This is a genomic window from Geminocystis sp. M7585_C2015_104, from assembly GCA_015295805.1.
GTDB lineage: Bacteria > Cyanobacteriota > Cyanobacteriia > Cyanobacteriales > Cyanobacteriaceae > DVEF01.
Genome location: DVEF01000079.1, coordinates 66,327 through 86,502, shown reverse-complemented (window position 1 = coordinate 86,502; position 20,176 = coordinate 66,327). Strand labels below are relative to the sequence as shown.

The following is a 20,176-nucleotide window of genomic DNA, read 5'->3' as shown; positions in this document are numbered from 1 at the left end:
CGCCGTCAAGAAGTTACAGCCTTCCAGGTAGGAGCTTGCTAGACCATGTGTATACCATGAGGTCACAAATGTAGTCCCCGTCAACCAACCTCCCACTGCCAGATAGGCACAGGGGAAGAAGAGAAGACCAGACCACCCGACGAAGATGAATCGGTCTCTTTTTAGCCAGTCGTCGAGGACGTCAAACCATCCTCTTTCTTCTGCTACACGACCTACTGCAATTGTCATACCTAATGCTCCGTAATAGGTATAATTACTAAGAGGTTTTTATTAGAAAACTTTACGTTTCTTAACGTTATACTTATAGTAACATTCTAGGGGAAAAAAACTGGAATTGACAACTGATTTGCTAAAAAAAAACTTAAAAATATTACAATCGGTTAAGGAAGTGACCAAAAAAGGAAAAGAAGGGATATGATAACCATTGATTTGCTGGTGAGATACATACCAGTACCGCTATCAGTGGAGAAGAAGGAGGAGTCGGAGGCGGAAGCCATTTACCAGAAGATATTACAGGCCATGGAAAGTGGCACCCCCTCCATTATAGAGTTGACCTGTGACAAGCAGACGGACAAGAAAATAGCGGTATTGAGCAGTCAGATAACAGGGGTTATTGTTTCTCGAAAGGATGGCGCCAGTAAGGGCAGCAACGTTCCGGGTTTTGCGGCAATTTTGGCCGAAAAGTCATGAGGGGGGAGGGGGGGGACAATAGCAGTGGTGGCAATGGGCAAGACTGGGCAATCCTAGTGGAAAACCTGTCCTTTAGCTGGGATGGGAAGACTAGGGTTTTAGATTCCTGTACCCTAGCTGTACCACGAGGGGAACTTTGGATGTTACTGGGGAGTAACGGCTGTGGCAAGTCGACACTGTTGAGGATATTGGCAAATTTGCTGATGCCCGACAGTGGCGATATTTATATTGAGTCTCCTATGGGCTTTGTGTTTCAAAACCCCGATCACCAGTTAGTAATGCCAACCGTGGGTGCTGATATTGCCTTTGGCCTAGTAGCCGAAAAACTCACCCTGCCACAGATAAGAGAAAGGGTAAAAGAAGCCCTTGCTGCCGTGAATCTACCAGACTTCCAGATGCGTCCCATTCATACCCTCAGTGGCGGACAAAAGCAGAGGGTGGCCATTGCAGGCGCTTTAGCCCGTCATTGTAGGGTATTGTTGCTAGATGAGCCTACTGCCCTTTTGGATTCAGACACACAAATGGAATTGGTGAGTCTAGTGAGGACAATTGTTAAAGAAAAACACATTACTGCCTTGTGGGTGACTCATCGTCTGGAAGAGTTAAAATATGCTGACGGGTATTTCCTGCTCAAAGGCGGTAGGGTAGTACAACAGGGGCATCCGCGGGAGTTAGGAATTATTACCTCCTAGCAACCCATCGGTTTTTCCCATTTTAATTTTTTGTTAGCATGTACTATTATGGCATCATTGTATAATCTGCTAAGAGGATATGGAGAAAAATGAGTACAATAATCCCCTCGACCATCCTACTAGTGGATGGTTACAACGTCATAGGTTCATGGCCGCAACTGCAAAAAATCAAGGAGGAACAGGGATTGGAACGGGCTCGGAATTCCCTGATTGAAATTCTAATTAATTACGCCGGCTATAAACAAATAGAAGTAAGAATAATTTTCGACGCCCACTACCAGAAAAATCCCCAAAACGAAGAAAGGTGGAGCAAATACGTAACTGTATATTACACCTCCTATTCAGAAACGGCCGACTCGTACATCGAAAGATTTTGTGCCTCCTTCCAAAGACGCAATCCCCACAGTCGTACTAGGCTTATCGTAGCTACATCGGATATAGCCCAGACTACCACGGTGAGAGGCTATGGCGCCGAGTGTATGTCAGCAGCCAGTCTCCAACAGGAAATAGACACCACCAGTGCCAAACAGAAAAAAAATTTCCGCCCCCGCCGATGTACAACTCGTCTTTTCAACCGCATCAATAAGGAGACCCAACGGAAACTGGAGGAAATCCGGTTAGGCCGTCATCCCTGAAAAAAAATTTTACTCGACCCTTGAATTATTTCCCCAGTGTTGCTATGATAGGACTTGGGGCTAGCGGACGTGGCGGAATTGGTAGACGCGCTAGATTTAGGTTCTAGTGTCTCTGACGTGAGAGTTCGAGTCTCTCCGTCCGCATGTTTCTCCCCATCCTAATTTCAACCAGTTCAGTCTACAGGGGCCCCCTTTGTGGGGTTAAACGGCAAAGGGGACGGGGGCTGGAAGTTAAGAGGTGGAGAGGCTCATCTGGAGGACTGTTCAAAGTATTGGTAGGCACTGTAGGCCATGGTAATGACACCGGTGATGATGGAAGACTCGTCCACCTGGAAACGGGGATGGTGCAGGGGGTAGTTTTTTCCTTCCTTTAGACCAATCCCTAAACGGAACATTGTGCCACGAGCGTGTTCCAGGTATATGGCGAAGTCTTCGGCGCCGAGGGAGGGTTCGTTGATTATAATTACATTTTGTTCCCCTAGTGCTTCAATGGCGGCTTTTTCCACAATCTTGGTCAGTTGCCAGTCGTTTTGAACACTGGGAAGACGACGGTTGTATTTGAGCTCGCACCGGGCGCCATAAATCTGGCAAATGCCTTCTACTATCCTTCTGGTCCATTCTGGCAGACTCTCCCTTACCTCGGGGTGGAGGGAACGGACGGTGCCCACCATTTTAACCTGTTCGGCGATGATATTGGGGGCATGGCCGCCACTAATTTGTCCTAGAGTCAGCACTAGGGGGTGTAGGGGGTTATGGGTGCGACTGATGGCTTGTTGTAAGGCGGTGATAACCTGAGCGGCAATCCAGATGGCATCAACGGCTTGGTGGGGCCGAGCTCCATGTCCCGCCTCCCCCTGGATGATGATTTCTAGGTCGTCCATAGCCGAAGTCAAGGCTCCATAGCGGACTCCTATAGTGCCCGCCGGCAGGGTGGGGAAGACGTGGAGGCCAAAAATGGCGTCAATCCCCTCCATTGCGCCATCAGCAACCATCCAGAGGGCTCCCTGAGCTATTTCTTCGGCGGGTTGAAACAAGAAACGGACTCTTCCTGGCAGAAATTCTTGTAGTCGGGACAGGATCATGGCAGTGCCCAAACCCACGGTAGTGTGGACATCATGGCCACAGGCGTGCATGACGCCGGGGACTTTGGAGGCAAATTCTAGTCCTGTGGCCTCTTGTATTGGTAGGGCATCCATGTCGGCGCGGATGGCCAGGTAAAGGTCACTGGTGCCATTGCCTTTCAACTCACCAATGACGCCCGTTTTGCCCACTCCCTCTCTTACTGTCAAACCGCAGGAGGACAACACTCCGGCTACATAGGCGGCAGTTTGGTATTCTTGTCCACTCAATTCCGGGTGGGCGTGGAGGTGACGACGGATTTCTATTAGTCTTGGGGCTATTTCCGCGGCAATTTGCTTAATCTTTTCTAACATTATTCTTCTTCGCCAGAGGGATTAGATGGAACACTGTCGGGCACCCACTTCAACATCAAAACTCCTAGGGGGGGCAAACACAAATCCAGGGAGTGTTCATAGTTGTGGAAAAACCATTGATCTGTCATTTTACCTCCCAGGTTGCCCATATTGCTGCCGCCATATTCTCGGGAGTCGCTGTTGAAGATTTCGCGGTAGAACCCAGGTTTGGGCACACCTATGCGATAATGGCTGTGGGGTTGGGGTGTGAAATTGCAGACTATTACCAGAAAGTCATTGGGATCTTTTGCCCGACGAATGAAGGACACAACACTATGACGGTTGTCACTGCAGTCTATCCACTGGAAGCCGTCCTGTTCAAAGTCTCTCTCATACAACGCCGGCTGACTGGTATAAACCCGATTTAGGTCCTTAAAGAACTTCTGTAGTTGTTTGTGTCTATCGTACTGTAACAGGTGCCATTCTAGGTCTGCATAGACATTCCATTCGCTCCACTGGCCAAATTCCATTCCCATAAACATGGTTTTCTTGCCGGGGTGAGCATACATGTAGCTAAATAGACTGCGGAGATTGGCAAATTTCTGCCAGTCATCCCCGGGCATTTTTCCTAGCATGCTACTTTTGCCATGAACTACTTCGTCATGGGATAGTGCCAGCATGAAGTTTTCGTTGTGATGGTACCACATGCTAAAGGTAATATTGTTTTGGTGGAATTGGCGGAACCATGGATCCATGCTAAAATAGTCGAGGATGTCGTGCATCCACCCCATATTCCACTTGAGATTGAATCCCAACCCCCCCATGTAGGCTGGACGGGATACCATTGGCCAGGCGGTGGACTCTTCGGCAATGGACAAAATGCCAGGGTACTCACGGAAAATCAGGGTGTTGACCTGTCTTAGAAACTCCACAGCCTCGATGTTTTCTCTCCCACCATACTCGTTGGGAATCCACTCTCCCTCCCTGCGATCGTAGTCTAGATATAACATGGAGGCTACTGCGTCCACCCTGATGCCATCGATATGATACTTGTCAAACCAGAAGAGGGCATTTGCCACAAGGAAATTCCTGACCTCGTTTCTGCTATAGTTGAATACAAGTGTGCCCCAATTCTTGTGTTCTCCTCTGCGGGGATCCTGGTGTTCATACAGGTGTGTTCCATCAAAGTATGCCAGTCCATGGGCGTCTTTTGGGAAGTGTCCTGGCACCCAGTCCAGTATTACCCCTATATTATTTTGGTGACACTGGTCGATAAAATACATCAGGTCCTGGGGAGTGCCATAGCGTGAAGTAGCAGCGTAGTATCCCGTGACTTGATAACCCCAAGAGCCATCGAAGGGGTGTTCGGCTATGGGGAGAATCTCTATATGGGTATAACCCATTTCTTTAACGTAGGGGATGAGACGGTCTGCCAGTTCGTAGTAGGTGAGAAAACGGGCCTTTGGTTTGTACTCTGAGGCTTGTACCGGCTCTGCTCCTGTGCCGTACTGTCTTATGGGCTCATCTATGGATGTGTGTAGCCACGAGCCCAGATGTACTTCATAAACGGCAATGGGTTGGGTGAGGGGGTCAGTAGTACGTCGTCTTTCGAGCCATTCTTGATCATGCCATTGGTAACTGTCTAAGTCTGCCACGATGGAAGCGGTTTTGGGTCTAGGTTCTTGCCAGAAGCCGAAGGGATCCGACTTGACATATATATGGCCTTCCCAGTTTTTTACCTCATATTTGTATTTGGTGCCATAGTCCAATCCTGGGATAAACAACTCCCAGATTATATTTTCTCTTTTGTTCATTTGGTGGACCCGGCCATCCCAGTTGTTCCAATCCCCGATCACAGAGACATTACGGGCGTTGGGGGCCCACACAGCAAAATATACCCCCCTGACGCCTTCAATTTCCACCACGTGGGCTCCCATTTTTTCATATATGCGGTGGTGATTTCCCTCGCCAAACAGATATATGTCGTAGTCTGTCAGGGGCAAATTCTGAAATTGGTAGGGATCGTATATAATCTTCTCCCGGTCTCCCTCTTTTATTCTCAGCTGGTAAATGCCCAGTTTGTCACGCCTGATCTCACACTCGAAGAAGTTGGGATGATGTACTGGCTTCATGGGGTATTCTTTCTTTTCGTCTGGCAAAATTACAGATACTTCTGTCGCTGTTGGTAGGTAAGCACGAATTGCCCAGGTTTTCTGTCTCAATATCCCTGTTGTGGCGTGACAACCCAAAATTTCAAAAGGTCTGTGGTGCAGATTGTTTACAATTTGATTTACTTGCTCAACAGTGACTTTGCTAGGCATTTAGTTCAAGAGGCTCAATTCTTTTGCTTAATTCCTATTGTTTAATCATAATATCTAGTTTTGTGTCACTGGTAAATCGCCCCTAGACAAGATAATTTAGTTTACAATTGGCAAATCCCTTTAACAGTTTTTTATTTTCTTTCCCCCTCTTATTCCCTAACCCCCTTACCCTAACCCCTTTACCCTATACCCTGCGCTGGGTGTTAATAATTGTTAAAATCTAGAGACGGGGTGTATTAGTCAGAGCACTCCTGTTGACAGAGGGATACAAAAAAAGGGGTAAAGCGGTGACTTTTACAGAATTAATTGAGAAGGGCGGTGTGGCCATTTGGCCCCTGTTATTCCTGTCAATTCTCGCCTTGGGGACAATTATTGAACGTCTTTGGTTTTGGGCCAGAGTTCTATTTCGAGAGGAACAGATACTCAATAATATAATGGATGTAGCCATGACGAATTGGCAAAAGGCAGAGGAGGTGGCTTCTCGTTATCGTCACCACCCTCTGGGCAGATTCCTCTACTATCCTCTCCAATTGGACAATCCAGATCCGGATGTGTTCCACCTTGCCCTGGAGACTGCGGCCGATGAGGAATTGGCCTTGATGCGCAAGGGTGATAAAATCCTGGAGGGGGTGATAGCCCTAGCACCGTTGTTGGGTTTATTAGGTACTGTCTTGGGTTTAATTCGCTCCCTTGGTTCAATTTCTATTAGTGATTTAGGTACTGCCTCTACTAGTGGTGTTACTCTGGGTATAGGTGAGTCTCTTATTTCCACCGCCGTGGGTTTGATTGTGGCCATCATCAGTGTGGCATTTTATCGTCTCTTCCAGGCCTTCTGGTTTAATCAGGTGCGTATTTTCAGAAAGGCTGGCAGTGATTTAGAGGTGATTTATCGTCAACGTCTGAATAAACTTGCCCACTATTAGTGGATTTTTTTTCTAGAATTGATGACGTGTTGTATCCGTTGGTGGAGAAAATGACTACTCTCTCACACTCACCCCTTGGAGATTCTCCTGATGCCGCTAAAAGGACAGCCCATGCCAATGGTAAATCCGCGGTAAAACCTTTTAAACTGTGGCAGGATATTCAGGGCCAAGAGGTGCGGATTGAAATCGTACCAATGATTGATGTGATTTTCTGTATTCTAACCTTTTTTATCCTGGCGGCAGTTGGTTTTTCCCGTCAGCAGGCCATAACCTTAAATTTGCCAAAGGCGGCCACTGGTACCCCACAGATGCGGGAAATGCTGGTGGTGAGTTTGGACAGTAGAGGACAGTTATATCTGGAAAAGCAACCCGTTACCAGGGTACAGTTGTATAGTGCCATTAAGAACTATCATAGTCTCAATCCCAATGGTTTAATGGTCCTACATGCCTCCAAGGATGCCCTCTATAGTCAGGTGGTGGAGGTGTTAGACATGCTCAAAGAGGTGGGGGGCGATCGTGTTGCTTTGGCCACCCTGCCAGGTAAATCCCAAAAACCCCCGGAAACAACTTCCACTCCCGGCGTTAATCCCTTCTTACCCACACCCCACCCTTCTAGTCCTACCCCTCTCCCCCCTCCCTAGGGATGGAGGGCCTATGACCATAAAGTATGGGTTTAGGATTATAGGCCTCCACACCCCTGTTCCCCGCCCCCTTTTTTTTGGCTAAAAATATTACCATATGAACAAGTGATGATATAATGTAAGAAAGTAGAGTTGTGCCTGCAGAGGGGAAGAAAATGTTATTCCGTCAGTTGTTTGATCAAGACACTTGGACCTATACCTATCTAATTGCCGACGAAGAAACCAAGGAAGCGGCTTTGGTGGACCCGGTTTTGGAAAAGGTAGAAAGGGATTTACAATTGATTCGGGAATTGGGGTTGAAACTGGTTTATTCTATTGAAACCCACGTGCATGCCGACCATATTACCGGCACTGGGAAATTGAAAGAATTGACTGGCTGCAAGGGAGTAGTACCAGAGAAGGCAAAAGTAGAATGTGCTGATATTTACCTGAAAGATGGGGAAGTATTGAAGGTGGGCAGTGTGGAAATCAAGGCCATCCACACCCCAGGACACACCGACTGTCACTTTGCTTACCTTGTAAATGGTACCCACCTGCTAACGGGAGACGCCTTGTTTATCAGGGGTTGTGGGCGCACTGATTTCCAAAGTGGGGATGCTGGCCAACTCTATGACTCCATCACCCAGAAACTATTTACTCTCCCCGATAGTACTTTAGTCTATCCTGGACATGACTATCGTGGCCACACGGTTTCTACCATTGGCGAGGAGAAACAATATAACCCCAGACTGGCTAACAAAACCAGGGAGGAATTCATTGACATTATGAATAACTTGAATCTGCCCAACCCGGCCAAAATCATGGAGGCTATCCCGGCCAACAGACAGTGTGGCAACGTAGCGGCTGCAGTTTAGAGGGAGTGAACTGTCATGACATCCTCTACAATAGTGGAGAAGATAATTGCCATCTCCCCCCAACAGTTACAAAAAAGACTCTCTAGCGGGGGAGTAACTCTGGTAGATGTAAGGGAGTTGTCGGAATATCAACAAGCACACATTCCTGGTGCCATCCTCAAACCCTCCTCTACCTTGAGCGATTCTGATATCCAACAACTGTTACAATGGGAGAATCTGGTGCTTTATTGTCGCTCTGGCAGACGTTCTCGTCAAGTGGCGGAAAAATTAGTTTCCCTCGGTAAACAATGTGTATTTGATTTACAGGGGGGGATAATAGCCTGGCAGGAGGCTAATCTTCCAGTAGAATAAACTGTCATGCGTTATACTTTTGCCTTACTCCTTGCCATTCTTGTTGGTTTAAGTCTGGGGTTAATAGGTGGCGGTGGCTCCATTTTGGCTGTGCCGATACTTAAATATGTAGTGGGGGTAACAGCCAAGGAGGCAATAGCCATGAGTCTTTTCATAGTTGGCATCGTCAGTGTGGTGGGATTGATACCTCATTGGCAACAGGGGAATGTGAATCTGCCAGTGGCGATGACCTTTATCCCCCCCGCCATGGTGGGTGCTTTTTTGGGGGCAAAACTTAGCCGACTCCCCTTCATCACCGACACCATTCAAATGGGGTGTTTTGGTGTTGTTATGGCGTTGGCTAGTTTTTTTATGATTAAAAAAAGCAATTCCCAGAAAACTGGCAATGCCGACAAAAACCCCCCCTTATCAGAAAAACCGCCAACTGTGGTGAAGAAAATTGTCCTAACGATTTTTCAGGGGTTGGGTGTAGGGATTCTTACTGGATTTGTGGGGGTTGGTGGTGGTTTTTTAATTATTCCCTCGCTGGTGTTGATTGGCGGCATCCCCATGAAAGAGGCGGTGGGCACCTCTCTTCTCATCATTGCCACCAACGCCTTTAGCGGTTTTCTTGGTTATTGGGGTCAGGTGGCTTTAAACTGGACAATTATGATTTCCTTTTCCCTTGCCGCCAGTTGCGGTATTGTTTTTGGTGCCAATCTTGCCAAAAAAATACAGGCCAAATCCCTCCAAAAAGCTTTCGGCTATTTTGTCTTAGCCGTTGCTATCTTTGTCTTGATCGCCCGATGAAATTGGGGATTGGGAATTGAGGTAGGTTCGTTTTCCCGCCCCCTTTTTACTAGCCTGTTTTTCCCTTAAGGCTGTTTCCAGTATACACACCACCCACCATTGTCCCACTTTTCCCTGTTTTTCCACTCGTTAACAGTTATTCATAAATTTGATTGTAAAGAATGATAAATAAAAAGGGAATAATATGGGAGTTTATGACATAATATAAACATAATTAGAATGGGGTGGGTGTGTGTGTTTAAAAAGGGGTTTAAAAGAAATTAAAAATGGTCTTGGGTTCAAGAAAAAAGGCTGCGGTATAACAAGAACTTATATGTGGCGAGGTGAATAGGAAAGGGAATAAAATAAAAAATGGCGCCCCAGAAAAGGAGAGACGCCAAAAAAAAGGTAAGGTAGAGGAAAAGAAAGGGCGGGGGATTAGAATCTAAAGGTAGTCCTAACCGCCTCTACTCGAACAGGATCGTTTTGGCTGTCATGGTTGGGGGTTTACCACCACATAGAAACCGGGGGTTAGAAGGATATTGGAATTGATGGGGTAGCTATACTGCAGTTCAACTACATGAGCATTATCGCGGTCTCGAGAGTCTTTGGGAGGCATGCCACCGGCGAGGGATAGGACAGTACCTTCTTTCCCCGCATCTAGGAAGGAGAGGAGGGCAGCCCAAGTCCACATCTCGGTGTCGTCTCTGGCTGTCAGGGCGGGTTTGCTACCCCGGGGAATAGGATTGTCCACAAAGGCGTAACCACCCCAGGCGGCTATATTAATCTTATCTGCCAGATGCCAACTGCCGCCGAAGGGATTTCGGCCAATGGGGCTGCCAGTGCCACTGGTGAGATTGACATCCCCTGTGGGCCCGTAAGAATATAGATAGGCGGTAGACAGTTGCAAATTCTTGGAGGGGAGAAACTCCAACTATGCCCCGGTGCTACGGGAGGTGGTTCTGAGGCCCTGTGTAATACGTAAATATTATTCAGATGCCATTGTTCTCCCAGTTTGATTTTAAGGCCACCACCAGCTCCTTCCGAGCCGCGGACAAGGGGTTTCTTCTTAAAAGGTTAACAAGGGTTCCAGTGGCATCACTTTCTAAATAGAGGTTGTTGACATTGAAGACTTTATCAATATTCATAGCGTTAGTACCTACAAAGGCGGTGATGCTATCGCCAATGGGAAAGGGGTAATACAAGTTATCTATGTTGACGTTGTTGTCAAAGCCAGTGGTGGTGTCATGACTGAGACGCACCATATCACTGTTGGCGTCAAGGGGGCGAGAGTTTGAACCCTGTATTCGCACCCGCAGCAAGTCTTTGCCCATGAAACTGGCATCAAAATTCAGTGGCGCCCGATAGGAGAAAACGGCTCTGTCTTGAGCTACTCCTGTATTGCTTTTTTTCACTCCCGGAAAACTGGAGGCATTGTTGTAGGGGGCATTCCCCCGCAGTTTCGTGGTGGTGGAAAACTGTTTGTTTTCCAGGAAGGCTACAGGTCCTTCTAGTTTATCTACCCTTGCTCCTAATTCTGATGGAAACTCACTGGTTAATCGATTTAATTTTTCAATTTCTTCTTGAAAAAGTTTATCACCTTTTGCCATTAGGCGTTCTATGGCCTGTATACAAAAGTTCAAGCCCGCGGCAAACTCATAACGACTCGGGGTTCGATTCCCTCTGAAGGTGCCATTTGGATACCCCGCTATACAACTGCATCTTTCCACTGGATTTCTTAACGCCTCAAAGGCCCAGTGGGTTGAAGACACATCTTTTAGCTGGGAAACAGAGGTAATCTGCTCAAAAGAGTCTTCTTCTAACTGTGGCACTCGATTTCCCTTTAATTCCGTGCCAAAAGCCGGACAACTCTCCAACACCAACACTACTCCCGCCGAGTTTTTTGAAAAAATTTTTTAACTTACGCCCTTGTTATCGCTGGAATATCGATTATTTTTATCACTAAATCCTAGCCAAATGTGGAAATAATTGCAAGTATTTTTAATTAACTCCCCAGGGGGTATAAGGCAGTTGCTGGAGAGACGGGTTGAGAAAATGTATTGACTGACGAAAAAGTCTATTGCTACAGGCTGAATTAAAAGGCTAAGAGGGGTTGTGGCGGATATTACGGGCTTTCTAAATAAACTTCCCCCCCACCTGTAGGAAATTGCCACTATTGTTGATACTTTCCTCTCTTTAACACTAACTAATTATTAGTGTCTCCTATTTCCTGTTTTTCTTATTTTTACTCGGGGTAGGATTACTGTTTTTGCTCAAGGTAATGCCACCAATAAACTGACAGCAAAATATTGGGGAGAATAGAGTCGTTTGTCATCATAATATCGCCGTATAAAATGCCTAGAATTTTAAAGCACTCTTCAAGGCAAAAAACATGGGGATTGCCAACAACTCAATGAGGATTAATATCCCCACCATCAATTCCACTGAAATGTCATAGAGAAAGCCGGCTATAACTCCACCCAAAAAAGTGGCAAAGCCATAGATTGTATGAAAAATTCCAAAGCTAGTGCCCCGGTTTGAAAGGGAAGTTATATCTGAAACCACGGCCTTCATTACAGTTTCATGAGCCCCCATTATGCCCCCCCACAGGCATATGGCTGGGAATGTCAATACAACAGTTTTTGAAAATCCCAGGCTCACAGTTATTGCTGTTATAATGGGGAGTGCTAGAAGTATGTAAATGTGGCGATTTCGTAGCTTTAAACTGTCATATAACCTGCCAAGTATTATTCCAAAAATTGCGTCGACTGTCATGGCTACCGAATACAAAAACGGTATGTAGCCTTCAGGCAAAATTTGGTTGGACCTCAGGTGATAACCTATGAGGGCAAAGTTGACAAAGCCAAGGGTATTGATGAAGGTGAAAGATAAGAATATCCAGAAATATTTTGGAATATTTGGAGAGCTATTATTGGCTTTCAAACGCTGTAGTTTGTCGAGCTTTTTAAACCTGAAAAAGGTAAACAATAAAATCAGGATAAGCATTAAAAAGGGAATCCAGAATAACCCATAGCCTCTTTGATAGTCAGCAGTGGTCTTTTGAGGAGTTTGAAGGGAGATGAAAAGAAAAGTGAATACCAGTGGGCCTATAACTGCACCAATTTGGTCTACAAATTCTAAGATGCCAAAACCTAGCCCAGTGCCAATGTTTTTAGTACCATGAGATACCAGTGTATCCTTTGCCGGACTTCTCAGTCCTTTGCCTATTCTTTCCAGAATAATAAGAAGAGCCGCAATGGCCCAAAAATCAGATATAGATAACAGAGGTACTGACATTAATAGCCCATAACCTAGAATAACAAAAAACCAATAGGAGCCAATTCTGTCGGCGATATAACCCGAAAAAAGCCTAATAAAGTAACCAAAAAATTCCCCCATCCCCATCACAAAGCCCACTACAAATGCAGAGACACCAAGAGTATTTAAATACTGACCATTGACACTTCTGGCTCCCTCGTAGATAATGTCGCCTAGGAGGCTTATAATCCCAAACAAAAAGATTAGGGTTAATGCATTTTTCCTACTAAGGGCCATAATGTTTCCTTAACCCAATTGTTGAAAAATAAAACAGACTCCCCCATGATAACTGGATTTACAAGATAGAGTTATCCCCTACCAAGGTGTATGCCTTGTAACTTTTGTAGTAATGGCCGCTGCCGCCAACAACCCATCCTAGGAGAAACCAAAATAAATCGGAAGAGGGAAAGGCTAATCAATGGGGAGTAAAAGGGGAAAAACAGCTGGTATTGTGATATCTTATAATCAATGCGTGTTAGGAAAATTTGAGTTACTTGAAAAACCCCTCTGTCACTCACATAGAGAAGATTAGAGTCTGTTGACAAAAACACCGGCGGCGTCGAATTCCGACTTTAGTCTCTGCTGGAGGGGAAGACTGTTACCCACATATCCCCAACAGTCTATTTGTTGTTTAAAGGATGCCTTGGCGGAGAGGATAGTTAGAAACCCGCCGTTGTCTTGACAGAATTGTCGCAGTTGTTTTATTTGGCTAGTGGTTGTTTCTCCTGGCAGGGAGATGTATCCTATACCGCTACTGATATTGACTAAACCATACCCTTGCCACTGGGAGAAAAATTTAACTATCTCACTGGGAAGGATGCCGATTTTACAGCAGATTCTTTGACTTTCTACTCCTAGATAAATTTTCTGCTGCAACTGTTGCCAGAGATGGGTTTCCGTCTCTCCCTCAAAACTGGTTACAGACAGGTTGATTTCCTCCCCCCATTGTTTAACTCTTTCTGCCTGTTGTTTAACACTTTCAGGGATACTTTGGAAACGTATGGCTAATCCTAACCCTTTAGGTAAGTCTAAACTGTCAACCAAAAAGGAGGAGACTATATCTGCGGCAGTGGGGGTTAATCCCGACAGTAAGACAGTTTTTTGCAGACGGCGGATACCTTCCTCATCACCGGCAAGAAATAGAGTTTTAGAGGCTTCTGGTAGGGGATAGAGACGGAAAGTCACTTCAGTTATAATTCCCAGGTTACCATAGGAGCCTGTAAATAGTTTCATCAAGTCATAACCGGCAACGTTTTTTACCACCTTCCCACCGGCTTTGGCTTCCTTGCCGTCACTGCGGATGAAAGAGACTCCTAACACCAAATCTCTCACCCCCCCATAACGTTGTCGCCAGCTACCGGTATTAGCTGTAGCCACAATGCCACCGATAGTAGCCTCTTGGGGATTATAAGGGTCAACGGGTAAAAATTGGCCAAAGGATACTAAAAACTGTTGTAAGTCTTTTAATTTTACCCCCGACTGTACGGTTATCACTAAGTCTTCCTGTGCATATTCTACTATTTGGTCGAGTCTGGAAGTGCTTACCAGTATATCTGCCTTTTCTGGTAGCTTCCCCCAGTCTAGTTTTGTGCCATTGCCAAGGGGTAATAACCGCCATTTTTGTTGGTGGGCCATTCCCACTATCTGTGATAGGATATCTTTATGGTGAGGGATGAGCAAATGGCGGGGAAGACAGTTTGTTAAGTCTTTATTAACCCAATTATCTCTCCACCGTGGGTCTTTTGTCCCGTCGACGATGGTTAGGGAGTCTAAATGGGGTTTGTTTAGTTTTGTTTCAAGAATTGCCAGAAAAGAATCGTTTTCCATTTTAAGCCGGAAGATACCAGAATAAGAGGGAAAAAGAGGATTGAATTAGGAAAATACTGGCAATTATACCAGCAAATTGTTAGAATTCGAGAGCCCTTGCTCTGATAGAATTGATTTTTGGTTGTTGTTTTAAGGTCTTAAGTAAGAAATGACAGTAGGAACAAATGTAGAAAAACTGGCACCCGCATGGCATATTATCATCTACCTGGGTGGCATTCACTTGGTGGCTTTACTAGTGTTTTTGCCAAGCAATTTTAGCTGGCAGGCAGTAGGCGTAGCAGCATTTTTGTACTGGCTAACGGGTTGTATAGGCATTACTCTAGGATATCACCGTTTGGTGTCACACCGCAGTTTTGAGACGCCAAAATGGCTAGAATATTTTTTAGTGTTTTGTGGTACACTGGCATGTCAGAGTGGTCCTATTTCCTGGGTAGGATTACATAGAATCCACCACAAGTATTCCGATCACCCTGGAGATCCTCATGATTCTAACAAAGGTTTTTGGTGGAGTCATGTAGGTTGGATGTTGGTGGATAATCCTGCTAATAAACTCATTCCCCAATATACGAAGGATATTCAAAATGATCCCTTTTATGTCTTCTGTGAAAAGTACTTTATTCCCATCCAGGTAGTGTTAGGTTTAATACTATACTGGTGGGGGGGATGGCCACTAGTTGTCTGGGGGATTTTCTTCCGTCTGGTGTGGGTATTTCACGTTACTTGGTTTGTCAACAGTGCAACTCACAAATTTGGCTATCAAAGCTACGAATCCAATGACAATTCTCGCAATTGTTGGTGGGTTGCCCTATTAGCCTTTGGAGAAGGTTGGCATAATAATCATCATGCTTTCCAGTATTCTGCCCGTCATGGATTAAAGTGGTGGGAAATTGATATTACCTGGTGGACTATAAAATTTTTGGCTTTATTGGGTTTGGCAAAAAACATTAAATTAGCACCGGTTTTAGAGAATAAATAACAAAAAGCGTATAACTTTCTCCGGTTTAAATTGGCCCCTATTTAACGAGAGGCTTGAGAAACAATAAAGGGAGTAAGAGTATGCCTTTCCCTGGGAAATTTGGAAAGGATACTCTTTTCTTGTGCTTGAAATTTTATACTTGAAAATAACAGGGAAAAATAAGCTATAAAGGAAGAAAGAAAGGAAGGAAGAAAGAGAAAAACAGGAAGGAGGAAGGGAAAAATGAAGATGCAGGCAGTAGTAATGACTAAACCAGGGGATGTAGGCGTGTTAGAATTGCGGGAAATCCCACGCCCAGAAATAGAATCCCCCACCCAAATACTAGTGCGTCTGAAGGCGGCAGGAGTTAACCCCATTGATACCAAAATCCGTCGTCGGGGCACTTTTTATCCAGAAGAAACCACACCGGCAGTATTGGGATGCGATGGGGCAGGTATAGTAGAAGCAGTAGGAGAAAGTGTGACAAAATTCAAGGTGGGAGACGAGGTGTATTTCTGTCAGGGTGGATTAGGAAAGGCGAATACTGGCAATTATGCACAATATGCCGTAGTAGAGCAAGATTACGTGGCTCACAAACCAAAATCCCTATCATTTGAAGAGGCGGCAGCAGCCCCTCTGGTGTTGATCACCGCCTGGGAATCATTGTATGATAGGGTCGGGCTGACATCGGAACAAAAGGTGTTAATCCACGCTGGTGCGGGAGGAGTGGGGCATGTGGCAATTCAACTAGCCAAGCTGAGAGGTGCCTCTGTAGCCACCACCGTCAGCAATCCTGACAAAGAAAGACTGGTGAGAAAACTAGGTGCCGACCACCCCATTTTATACCGTCAACAGAATTTTATCAATGCCATAATGGAATGGACAAGGGGGGAGGGAGTGGATGTGGCTTTTGATACAGTGGGAGGCAAAACCTTCTTTGACACCTGTGAGGCGGTGAGGGTATATGGAGACTTGGTAACTATTTTAGAACCAGACTTTAGCCTAGGCAGCTTGAAAATAGCCCGCAACCGCAATCTGCGTATCAGTCTGGAGTTAATGCTGACACCGGCATTGATGAGTTTGCCCTCAGCTCTGAAACATCAGTGTAGCATACTAGAACAGTGTGCCCGTTGGTTTGATGAGGGGAAACTAAGTATACACCTGTCACACACCTTCCCTCTGGAGAAAGTTGCCCTTGCCCATCAGATGATTGAGGGAGGTTCTGTAACTGGTAAAATTGCCTTAGTTATCCCTTAACTGCCTCCTGGTGTGCCAAAAACTGTCGGACTTTCTCCAGGATTTGATCTGGTACAATATCAGTTATGTCCCGGCTAAAAGACTGTATCCCCACGGCATAGTCACATTCTGGGGGTATTAGTTGGGAGGCTTGGGTGGGGCCAAACAAGCCTATGGTAGGCACCTTCTGGGCTATAGCCAGTTGCATGGGCGCGCTATCAGTGCACACCATTAGCCTTGCCCCACCTATTATAGCCGCTAGTTTGCCCATGGAGGGAGGCGCCACTACTTTTACCTGTGGGCAGAGGGTTATTAACTCTTTAGTCCAGTCTACATCATCTGGGCCACAAAGCAACACTATTGGCATTTCTTGTATTCTCTGTATTTCATCAATAATACGCTGCCATTTGGGCACGGGGTAGATTTTATTAATTCCCTGGGAGGTGGTTACTACACTGGCGCCCCCGTGGATGAGAATATAGTCATTATCCTGGAGGTTAAGGCGGCTTTTTTCAGCTGTGGCCCAATTTATTTCATCTTGGGGGATGTGGATACTCAAGGGTGGACAAGGGGTATTGATATGAAGCGGTTTTAACAACTCATGATACATGTAGGGCAGATATTGTTCTGTTTTTTTGGGCACAGTACAATTGAGAAACCAGGAGGTATTACTCTTATAGCCGATGCGAGTGGGTATGCCATCCAGCCACAGTAAAAAGCTGATAATCCAGTCATCCTCTAGGGTGATGGCTAATTCATATTCCCTGTCCTTGATCATCCCCAGTAGGTTAAGATAGTCAGCTAGGCCATTTTGATCTTGAAAGTCGAATACTAACACGTCTTGGACATATGGACAGATAGTGTAGCTGTTTTTGCTTCTGGGTTCTACAATCACGTCTATAGTAGCCTTTGGATATTTTTTCTTTAGGGATTCGAGGGTTGGAAAAAAAAGAATTTGATCCCTAATCCCACCGGGTACAATAGCCAAAATGCGCATCATACTACTATCCTTCCACTATAGCTTCTCTGCTTAATTGTAAGGTATTTATTCCCATATCTAGTCAAACCCCCTCGGGAAAATTCCAATTCTGACCCGCGTCCTGTTGGGTGTAATATTTAAGATAGATGCCAGCCTTTATAGAGGGGTGGGGATGACACATATTATTTCACGGTGGAGGCAAAAGACAAAAAGATGTGTGCGGAGTACAATGTTTGGGAGGAAAAAAGGGAAACCATTTTAGTGGTAGATGACGTAGCTGAAAACCTTACTGTTTTGCTGGAAATGCTCAGTAAAAATAACTATGATATCAGGGCCTGTAGGAGTGGGGAATTGGCCTTAAAAAGTTTAAACAATTTTAAGCCTGACTTGATTTTGCTGGATATAAAAATGCCTAATATGGATGGCTATCAGGTAGCTGAGAAAATCAAATCTAATCCCGAATTAGCCGACATACCCATCATTTTTGTAAGTGCCTTAGATGACATCTCAGAAAAGATAAGGGCCTTTAAAGTTGGCGGTGTGGATTACGTAACCAAACCCTTCCAGGAAGAAGAAGTTTTAGCAAGGATAGCTACTCATTTGCGCATAAAAAAACAAGAAGAAATGTTAAAACAAGAAATCGAAAAGCGGCAATTGGCTGAGTTGCAACTGGAAAAAAACAACGAAGAGTTAAGACGGCTTAATCAGGACTTACAAATCTTCAACCGCAGTCTTTCCCATGATTTGCGTAACTATCTTTCGGTTATTATTGGGGCGGCAGTTTGCTTGTTAAATTTTTACCCCCTGGATGAGGAAGTGAAAAATTGGGTGAGCACCATTCACGATAAGGCCTTACAAATGAACAGGCTCCTCGAGAGTCTATTATTTTTATATGTCCCGATGAATGAACTGGAAAAGCAGCCGGTAAACCTGTCGGATTTGGTGTTAGAAATTATCCAAGATTTAAGAGGTAGAAAAACCGGTAAAAAGGCATTGATTAAAGTAGAAAAAGGTTTAGGGGCAATGGCCAATGAGCCTCTGTTAAGGGTAGCCCTAGAGAATATACTGATTAATGCCTGGAAATATAGTTCGTTTAGAGAGGAAATTCATCTGGAATTTGGAAAAACATATAATTGGAGACCGGAAGCGTTTTATCGTCTTTATCCCCTCCAAAAAAGTCCCCCTCCAGAGGCATTTTTCGTCAAAGACAATGGTAGTGGTTTTGAGTTAGAAAAAGTACAAGAAATTTTTTTGCCGCTAACTCGCCTCCGGGGAGATAAAGAGAGGGTGGAGGGTTATGGATTGGGATTATCCATCGTGAAGAGAATTATCGAAAGCCATGGGGGGTTTATCTGGTGTGACTCTGTGGCAGGTGAAGGGTCTATCTTTTATTTTACCCTCTAAATCCCACCCCCACACCCCACTTTCTAAACCCCACTCCCAAATCCTCACGACGGTTTCAACAGTGTGGGGGCGTAAGTCATACCCCCGAAGACTAAAAAAAGCCTTTATAACTAGTCGTCGGCAAAAACATAGCGGAAAAGGTCATTTGGACTGGGCTCGGGACTATTTTCGGCAAATTCCACCGCATCTTCTATTATTTCGTCCACTTTTTTGTCAATGGCCTCTAATTCTTCTTTTGTAGCAACATTATAATCAAAAATATACTGGGAAAATCTAACAATGGGATCCTTTTTAGCCCAAAATTCCTTCTCTTCAGGAGATCTTAACTCATCAGGATCAGCGAGAGAATGGCCGCGAAAACGATAGGTTAAGGCTTCTATGAGGGTAGGGCCCTCGCCAGCCCGAGCTCGGGCAATAGCCTTTTGTGCTACATCCCTCACTGCCAAAACGTCCATGCCATCCACCTCATACCCCTCCATGTTGAAAACACTGGCCTTCTTATAGATTTCCGGCTGGGAGGAAGCCCTTTCGTGTGCCATGCCAATAGCCCATTTATTATTTTCCACCACGTAGACAATAGGGAGTTTCCAGAGGGCTGCCATATTAAGACACTCAAAAAACTGGCCGTTATTGGTAGCCCCATCACCAAAGAAACAAACCGTCACCTGATCAAAATCCTTCTCCCCCAAGACAAAACGACGATACAGACTCTGATAAGCCGCCCCAGTAGCCACAGGAATTCCCTCCGCCACAAAGGCATAACCCCCTAGGAAATTATGTTTAGCGGAAAACAGGTGCATTGAGCCACCACGCCCCTTACTACAACCTGTCTCCTTTCCAAACAACTCCGCCATTACCTCCCTTGCCGGTATCCCTGCACTCAGGGCATGTACGTGATCTCTATACGTACTACATACGTAGTCGAAACCTAAGCGCAAAGACTTGATGACGCCGGTGGAAACCGCCTCCTGGCCATTGTAAAGGTGGACAAAGCCAAACATCCGCCCCCGGTAGTACATCTCAGCACATTTGTCTTCAAATTTTCGCCCCAATACCATGTCCTCATACAACAGGAGGGCCTCTTCCTTAGTTATTTTTACAGTACTATGATCGAATGCTGGAACAGTCCTTTCCTTGTACATAGTAGTATTTCCTTTTTAGACACCGATT

At 45.4% G+C, this 20,176-nt stretch carries 20 protein-coding genes and 1 tRNA gene; 12 read left to right on the top strand and 9 right to left on the bottom strand.

Annotation, left to right across the window (positions count from 1 at the left end; genetic code table 11):
• Window positions 1-228: photosystem II D2 protein (photosystem q(a) protein) (locus tag IGQ44_09595; GenBank protein ID HIK38228.1), on the bottom strand; the 228-nt coding region annotated here is incomplete at its 3' end.
• Between the two features lie 186 nt (window positions 229-414).
• Between IGQ44_09595 and IGQ44_09590 the strand changes: the two genes are divergently transcribed.
• From IGQ44_09590 to IGQ44_09575, 4 genes are all read left to right on the top strand, one after another.
• Window positions 415-690 (top strand): hypothetical protein, encoded by a 276-nt coding sequence (locus tag IGQ44_09590; GenBank protein HIK38227.1) that lies wholly within the window; start codon window positions 415-417, stop codon window positions 688-690.
• On the top strand, window positions 687-1,382 hold the full coding sequence (locus tag IGQ44_09585) for an ABC transporter ATP-binding protein (protein HIK38226.1): 696 nt from the start codon (window positions 687-689) through the stop codon (window positions 1,380-1,382). The genes IGQ44_09590 and IGQ44_09585 overlap by 4 nt, the downstream gene beginning before the upstream one ends.
• Window positions 1,383-1,471: 89 nt before the next feature.
• Window positions 1,472-2,017 carry an NYN domain-containing protein gene (locus tag IGQ44_09580; protein HIK38225.1) on the top strand — a complete coding sequence of 182 codons (546 nt, stop codon included), beginning with the start codon at window positions 1,472-1,474 and terminating at the stop codon, window positions 2,015-2,017.
• A 63-nt stretch (window positions 2,018-2,080) separates the two neighbouring features.
• Window positions 2,081-2,161, top strand: a tRNA-Leu gene (locus IGQ44_09575).
• A gap of 104 nt (window positions 2,162-2,265) precedes the next feature.
• Here the strand turns inward: IGQ44_09575 and IGQ44_09570 are convergent.
• Complete coding sequence (locus tag IGQ44_09570; protein ID HIK38224.1) at window positions 2,266-3,450, bottom strand: amidohydrolase; 1,185 nt, start codon at window positions 3,448-3,450, stop codon at window positions 2,266-2,268.
• The gene (gene glgB / locus IGQ44_09565; protein HIK38223.1) at window positions 3,450-5,750 is read right to left on the bottom strand and encodes a 1,4-alpha-glucan branching enzyme; all 2,301 of its coding nucleotides are present in this window, start codon (window positions 5,748-5,750) and stop codon (window positions 3,450-3,452) included. The genes IGQ44_09570 and glgB overlap by 1 nt, the downstream gene beginning before the upstream one ends.
• Before the next feature lie 287 nt (window positions 5,751-6,037).
• Between glgB and IGQ44_09560 the strand changes: the two genes are divergently transcribed.
• The 5 genes from IGQ44_09560 to IGQ44_09540 all read left to right on the top strand — a co-directional run bounded on the left by IGQ44_09560 (window position 6,038) and on the right by IGQ44_09540 (window position 9,308).
• Window positions 6,038-6,673 (top strand): MotA/TolQ/ExbB proton channel family protein, encoded by a 636-nt coding sequence (locus IGQ44_09560; protein ID HIK38222.1) that lies wholly within the window; start codon window positions 6,038-6,040, stop codon window positions 6,671-6,673.
• Window positions 6,674-6,723: 50 nt separating this feature from the next.
• Complete coding sequence (locus IGQ44_09555) at window positions 6,724-7,314, top strand: biopolymer transporter ExbD (protein HIK38221.1); 591 nt, start codon at window positions 6,724-6,726, stop codon at window positions 7,312-7,314.
• 155 nt (window positions 7,315-7,469) lie between these two features.
• On the top strand, window positions 7,470-8,168 hold the full coding sequence (locus IGQ44_09550) for an MBL fold metallo-hydrolase (GenBank protein HIK38220.1): 699 nt from the start codon (window positions 7,470-7,472) through the stop codon (window positions 8,166-8,168).
• Window positions 8,169-8,183: 15 nt separating this feature from the next.
• Window positions 8,184-8,519 carry a rhodanese-like domain-containing protein gene (locus tag IGQ44_09545; protein HIK38219.1) on the top strand — a complete coding sequence of 112 codons (336 nt, stop codon included), beginning with the start codon at window positions 8,184-8,186 and terminating at the stop codon, window positions 8,517-8,519.
• 6 nt (window positions 8,520-8,525) lie between these two features.
• Window positions 8,526-9,308 (top strand): sulfite exporter TauE/SafE family protein, encoded by a 783-nt coding sequence (locus IGQ44_09540; protein HIK38218.1) that lies wholly within the window; start codon window positions 8,526-8,528, stop codon window positions 9,306-9,308.
• Window positions 9,309-9,780: 472 nt separating this feature from the next.
• On the opposite strand, the gene IGQ44_09535 is transcribed toward IGQ44_09540, so the two are convergent.
• From IGQ44_09535 to IGQ44_09520, 4 genes are all read right to left on the bottom strand, one after another.
• A complete protein-coding gene (locus IGQ44_09535) occupies window positions 9,781-10,221 on the bottom strand; it encodes an iron uptake porin (GenBank protein HIK38217.1) in 441 nt (146 codons plus the stop codon).
• A 58-nt stretch (window positions 10,222-10,279) separates the two neighbouring features.
• Window positions 10,280-11,173 carry a carbohydrate porin gene (locus IGQ44_09530; protein HIK38216.1) on the bottom strand — a complete coding sequence of 298 codons (894 nt, stop codon included), beginning with the start codon at window positions 11,171-11,173 and terminating at the stop codon, window positions 10,280-10,282.
• A 472-nt stretch (window positions 11,174-11,645) separates the two neighbouring features.
• Complete coding sequence (locus IGQ44_09525; GenBank protein HIK38215.1) at window positions 11,646-12,842, bottom strand: MFS transporter; 1,197 nt, start codon at window positions 12,840-12,842, stop codon at window positions 11,646-11,648.
• A gap of 291 nt (window positions 12,843-13,133) precedes the next feature.
• Window positions 13,134-14,432, bottom strand: a complete 1,299-nt coding sequence (locus IGQ44_09520) for an FAD-binding oxidoreductase (protein HIK38214.1) — start codon at window positions 14,430-14,432, stop codon at window positions 13,134-13,136.
• Window positions 14,433-14,580: 148 nt separating this feature from the next.
• Here IGQ44_09520 and IGQ44_09515 point away from each other — a divergent pair, with 148 nt between their 5' ends.
• Both IGQ44_09515 and IGQ44_09510 read left to right on the top strand, forming a co-directional pair.
• Complete coding sequence (locus tag IGQ44_09515; protein ID HIK38213.1) at window positions 14,581-15,408, top strand: acyl-CoA desaturase; 828 nt, start codon at window positions 14,581-14,583, stop codon at window positions 15,406-15,408.
• 228 nt (window positions 15,409-15,636) lie between these two features.
• Complete coding sequence (locus tag IGQ44_09510; GenBank protein HIK38212.1) at window positions 15,637-16,644, top strand: zinc-dependent alcohol dehydrogenase family protein; 1,008 nt, start codon at window positions 15,637-15,639, stop codon at window positions 16,642-16,644.
• On the opposite strand, the gene IGQ44_09505 is transcribed toward IGQ44_09510, so the two are convergent.
• Entirely contained in the window at window positions 16,634-17,620 is a 987-nt protein-coding gene (locus IGQ44_09505; GenBank protein ID HIK38211.1) for a glycosyltransferase family 9 protein, read from the bottom strand. The genes IGQ44_09510 and IGQ44_09505 overlap by 11 nt on opposite strands.
• 195 nt (window positions 17,621-17,815) lie before the next feature.
• On the opposite strand from IGQ44_09505, the gene IGQ44_09500 reads away from it, so the two are divergent.
• Window positions 17,816-19,006 carry a response regulator gene (locus IGQ44_09500; protein HIK38210.1) on the top strand — a complete coding sequence of 397 codons (1,191 nt, stop codon included), beginning with the start codon at window positions 17,816-17,818 and terminating at the stop codon, window positions 19,004-19,006.
• 110 nt (window positions 19,007-19,116) lie between these two features.
• On the opposite strand, the gene pdhA is transcribed toward IGQ44_09500, so the two are convergent.
• Complete coding sequence (pdhA, locus tag IGQ44_09495) at window positions 19,117-20,148, bottom strand: pyruvate dehydrogenase (acetyl-transferring) E1 component subunit alpha (GenBank protein HIK38209.1); 1,032 nt, start codon at window positions 20,146-20,148, stop codon at window positions 19,117-19,119.
• Window positions 20,149-20,176 lie beyond the last annotated feature (28 nt).

Excerpts from the sequence above, each read along its gene's own strand:
- IGQ44_09590 (HIK38227.1), top strand. The coding sequence starts at position 415 with ATGATAACCATTGATTTGCTGGTGAGATACATACCAGTACCGCTATCA.
- IGQ44_09585 (HIK38226.1), top strand. The coding sequence starts at position 687 with ATGAGGGGGGAGGGGGGGGACAATAGCAGTGGTGGCAATGGGCAAGAC.
- IGQ44_09580 (HIK38225.1), top strand. The coding sequence starts at position 1,472 with ATGAGTACAATAATCCCCTCGACCATCCTACTAGTGGATGGTTACAAC.
- IGQ44_09570 (HIK38224.1), bottom strand. The coding sequence starts at position 3,450 with ATGTTAGAAAAGATTAAGCAAATTGCCGCGGAAATAGCCCCAAGACTA.
- glgB (HIK38223.1), bottom strand. The coding sequence starts at position 5,750 with ATGCCTAGCAAAGTCACTGTTGAGCAAGTAAATCAAATTGTAAACAAT.
- IGQ44_09555 (HIK38221.1), top strand. The coding sequence starts at position 6,724 with ATGACTACTCTCTCACACTCACCCCTTGGAGATTCTCCTGATGCCGCT.
- IGQ44_09550 (HIK38220.1), top strand. The coding sequence starts at position 7,470 with ATGTTATTCCGTCAGTTGTTTGATCAAGACACTTGGACCTATACCTAT.
- IGQ44_09545 (HIK38219.1), top strand. The coding sequence starts at position 8,184 with ATGACATCCTCTACAATAGTGGAGAAGATAATTGCCATCTCCCCCCAA.
- IGQ44_09540 (HIK38218.1), top strand. The coding sequence starts at position 8,526 with ATGCGTTATACTTTTGCCTTACTCCTTGCCATTCTTGTTGGTTTAAGT.
- IGQ44_09525 (HIK38215.1), bottom strand. The coding sequence starts at position 12,842 with ATGGCCCTTAGTAGGAAAAATGCATTAACCCTAATCTTTTTGTTTGGG.
- IGQ44_09520 (HIK38214.1), bottom strand. The coding sequence starts at position 14,432 with ATGGAAAACGATTCTTTTCTGGCAATTCTTGAAACAAAACTAAACAAA.
- IGQ44_09515 (HIK38213.1), top strand. The coding sequence starts at position 14,581 with ATGACAGTAGGAACAAATGTAGAAAAACTGGCACCCGCATGGCATATT.
- IGQ44_09510 (HIK38212.1), top strand. The coding sequence starts at position 15,637 with ATGCAGGCAGTAGTAATGACTAAACCAGGGGATGTAGGCGTGTTAGAA.
- IGQ44_09505 (HIK38211.1), bottom strand. The coding sequence starts at position 17,620 with ATGCGCATTTTGGCTATTGTACCCGGTGGGATTAGGGATCAAATTCTT.
- IGQ44_09500 (HIK38210.1), top strand. The coding sequence starts at position 17,816 with ATGTGTGCGGAGTACAATGTTTGGGAGGAAAAAAGGGAAACCATTTTA.
- pdhA (HIK38209.1), bottom strand. The coding sequence starts at position 20,148 with ATGTACAAGGAAAGGACTGTTCCAGCATTCGATCATAGTACTGTAAAA.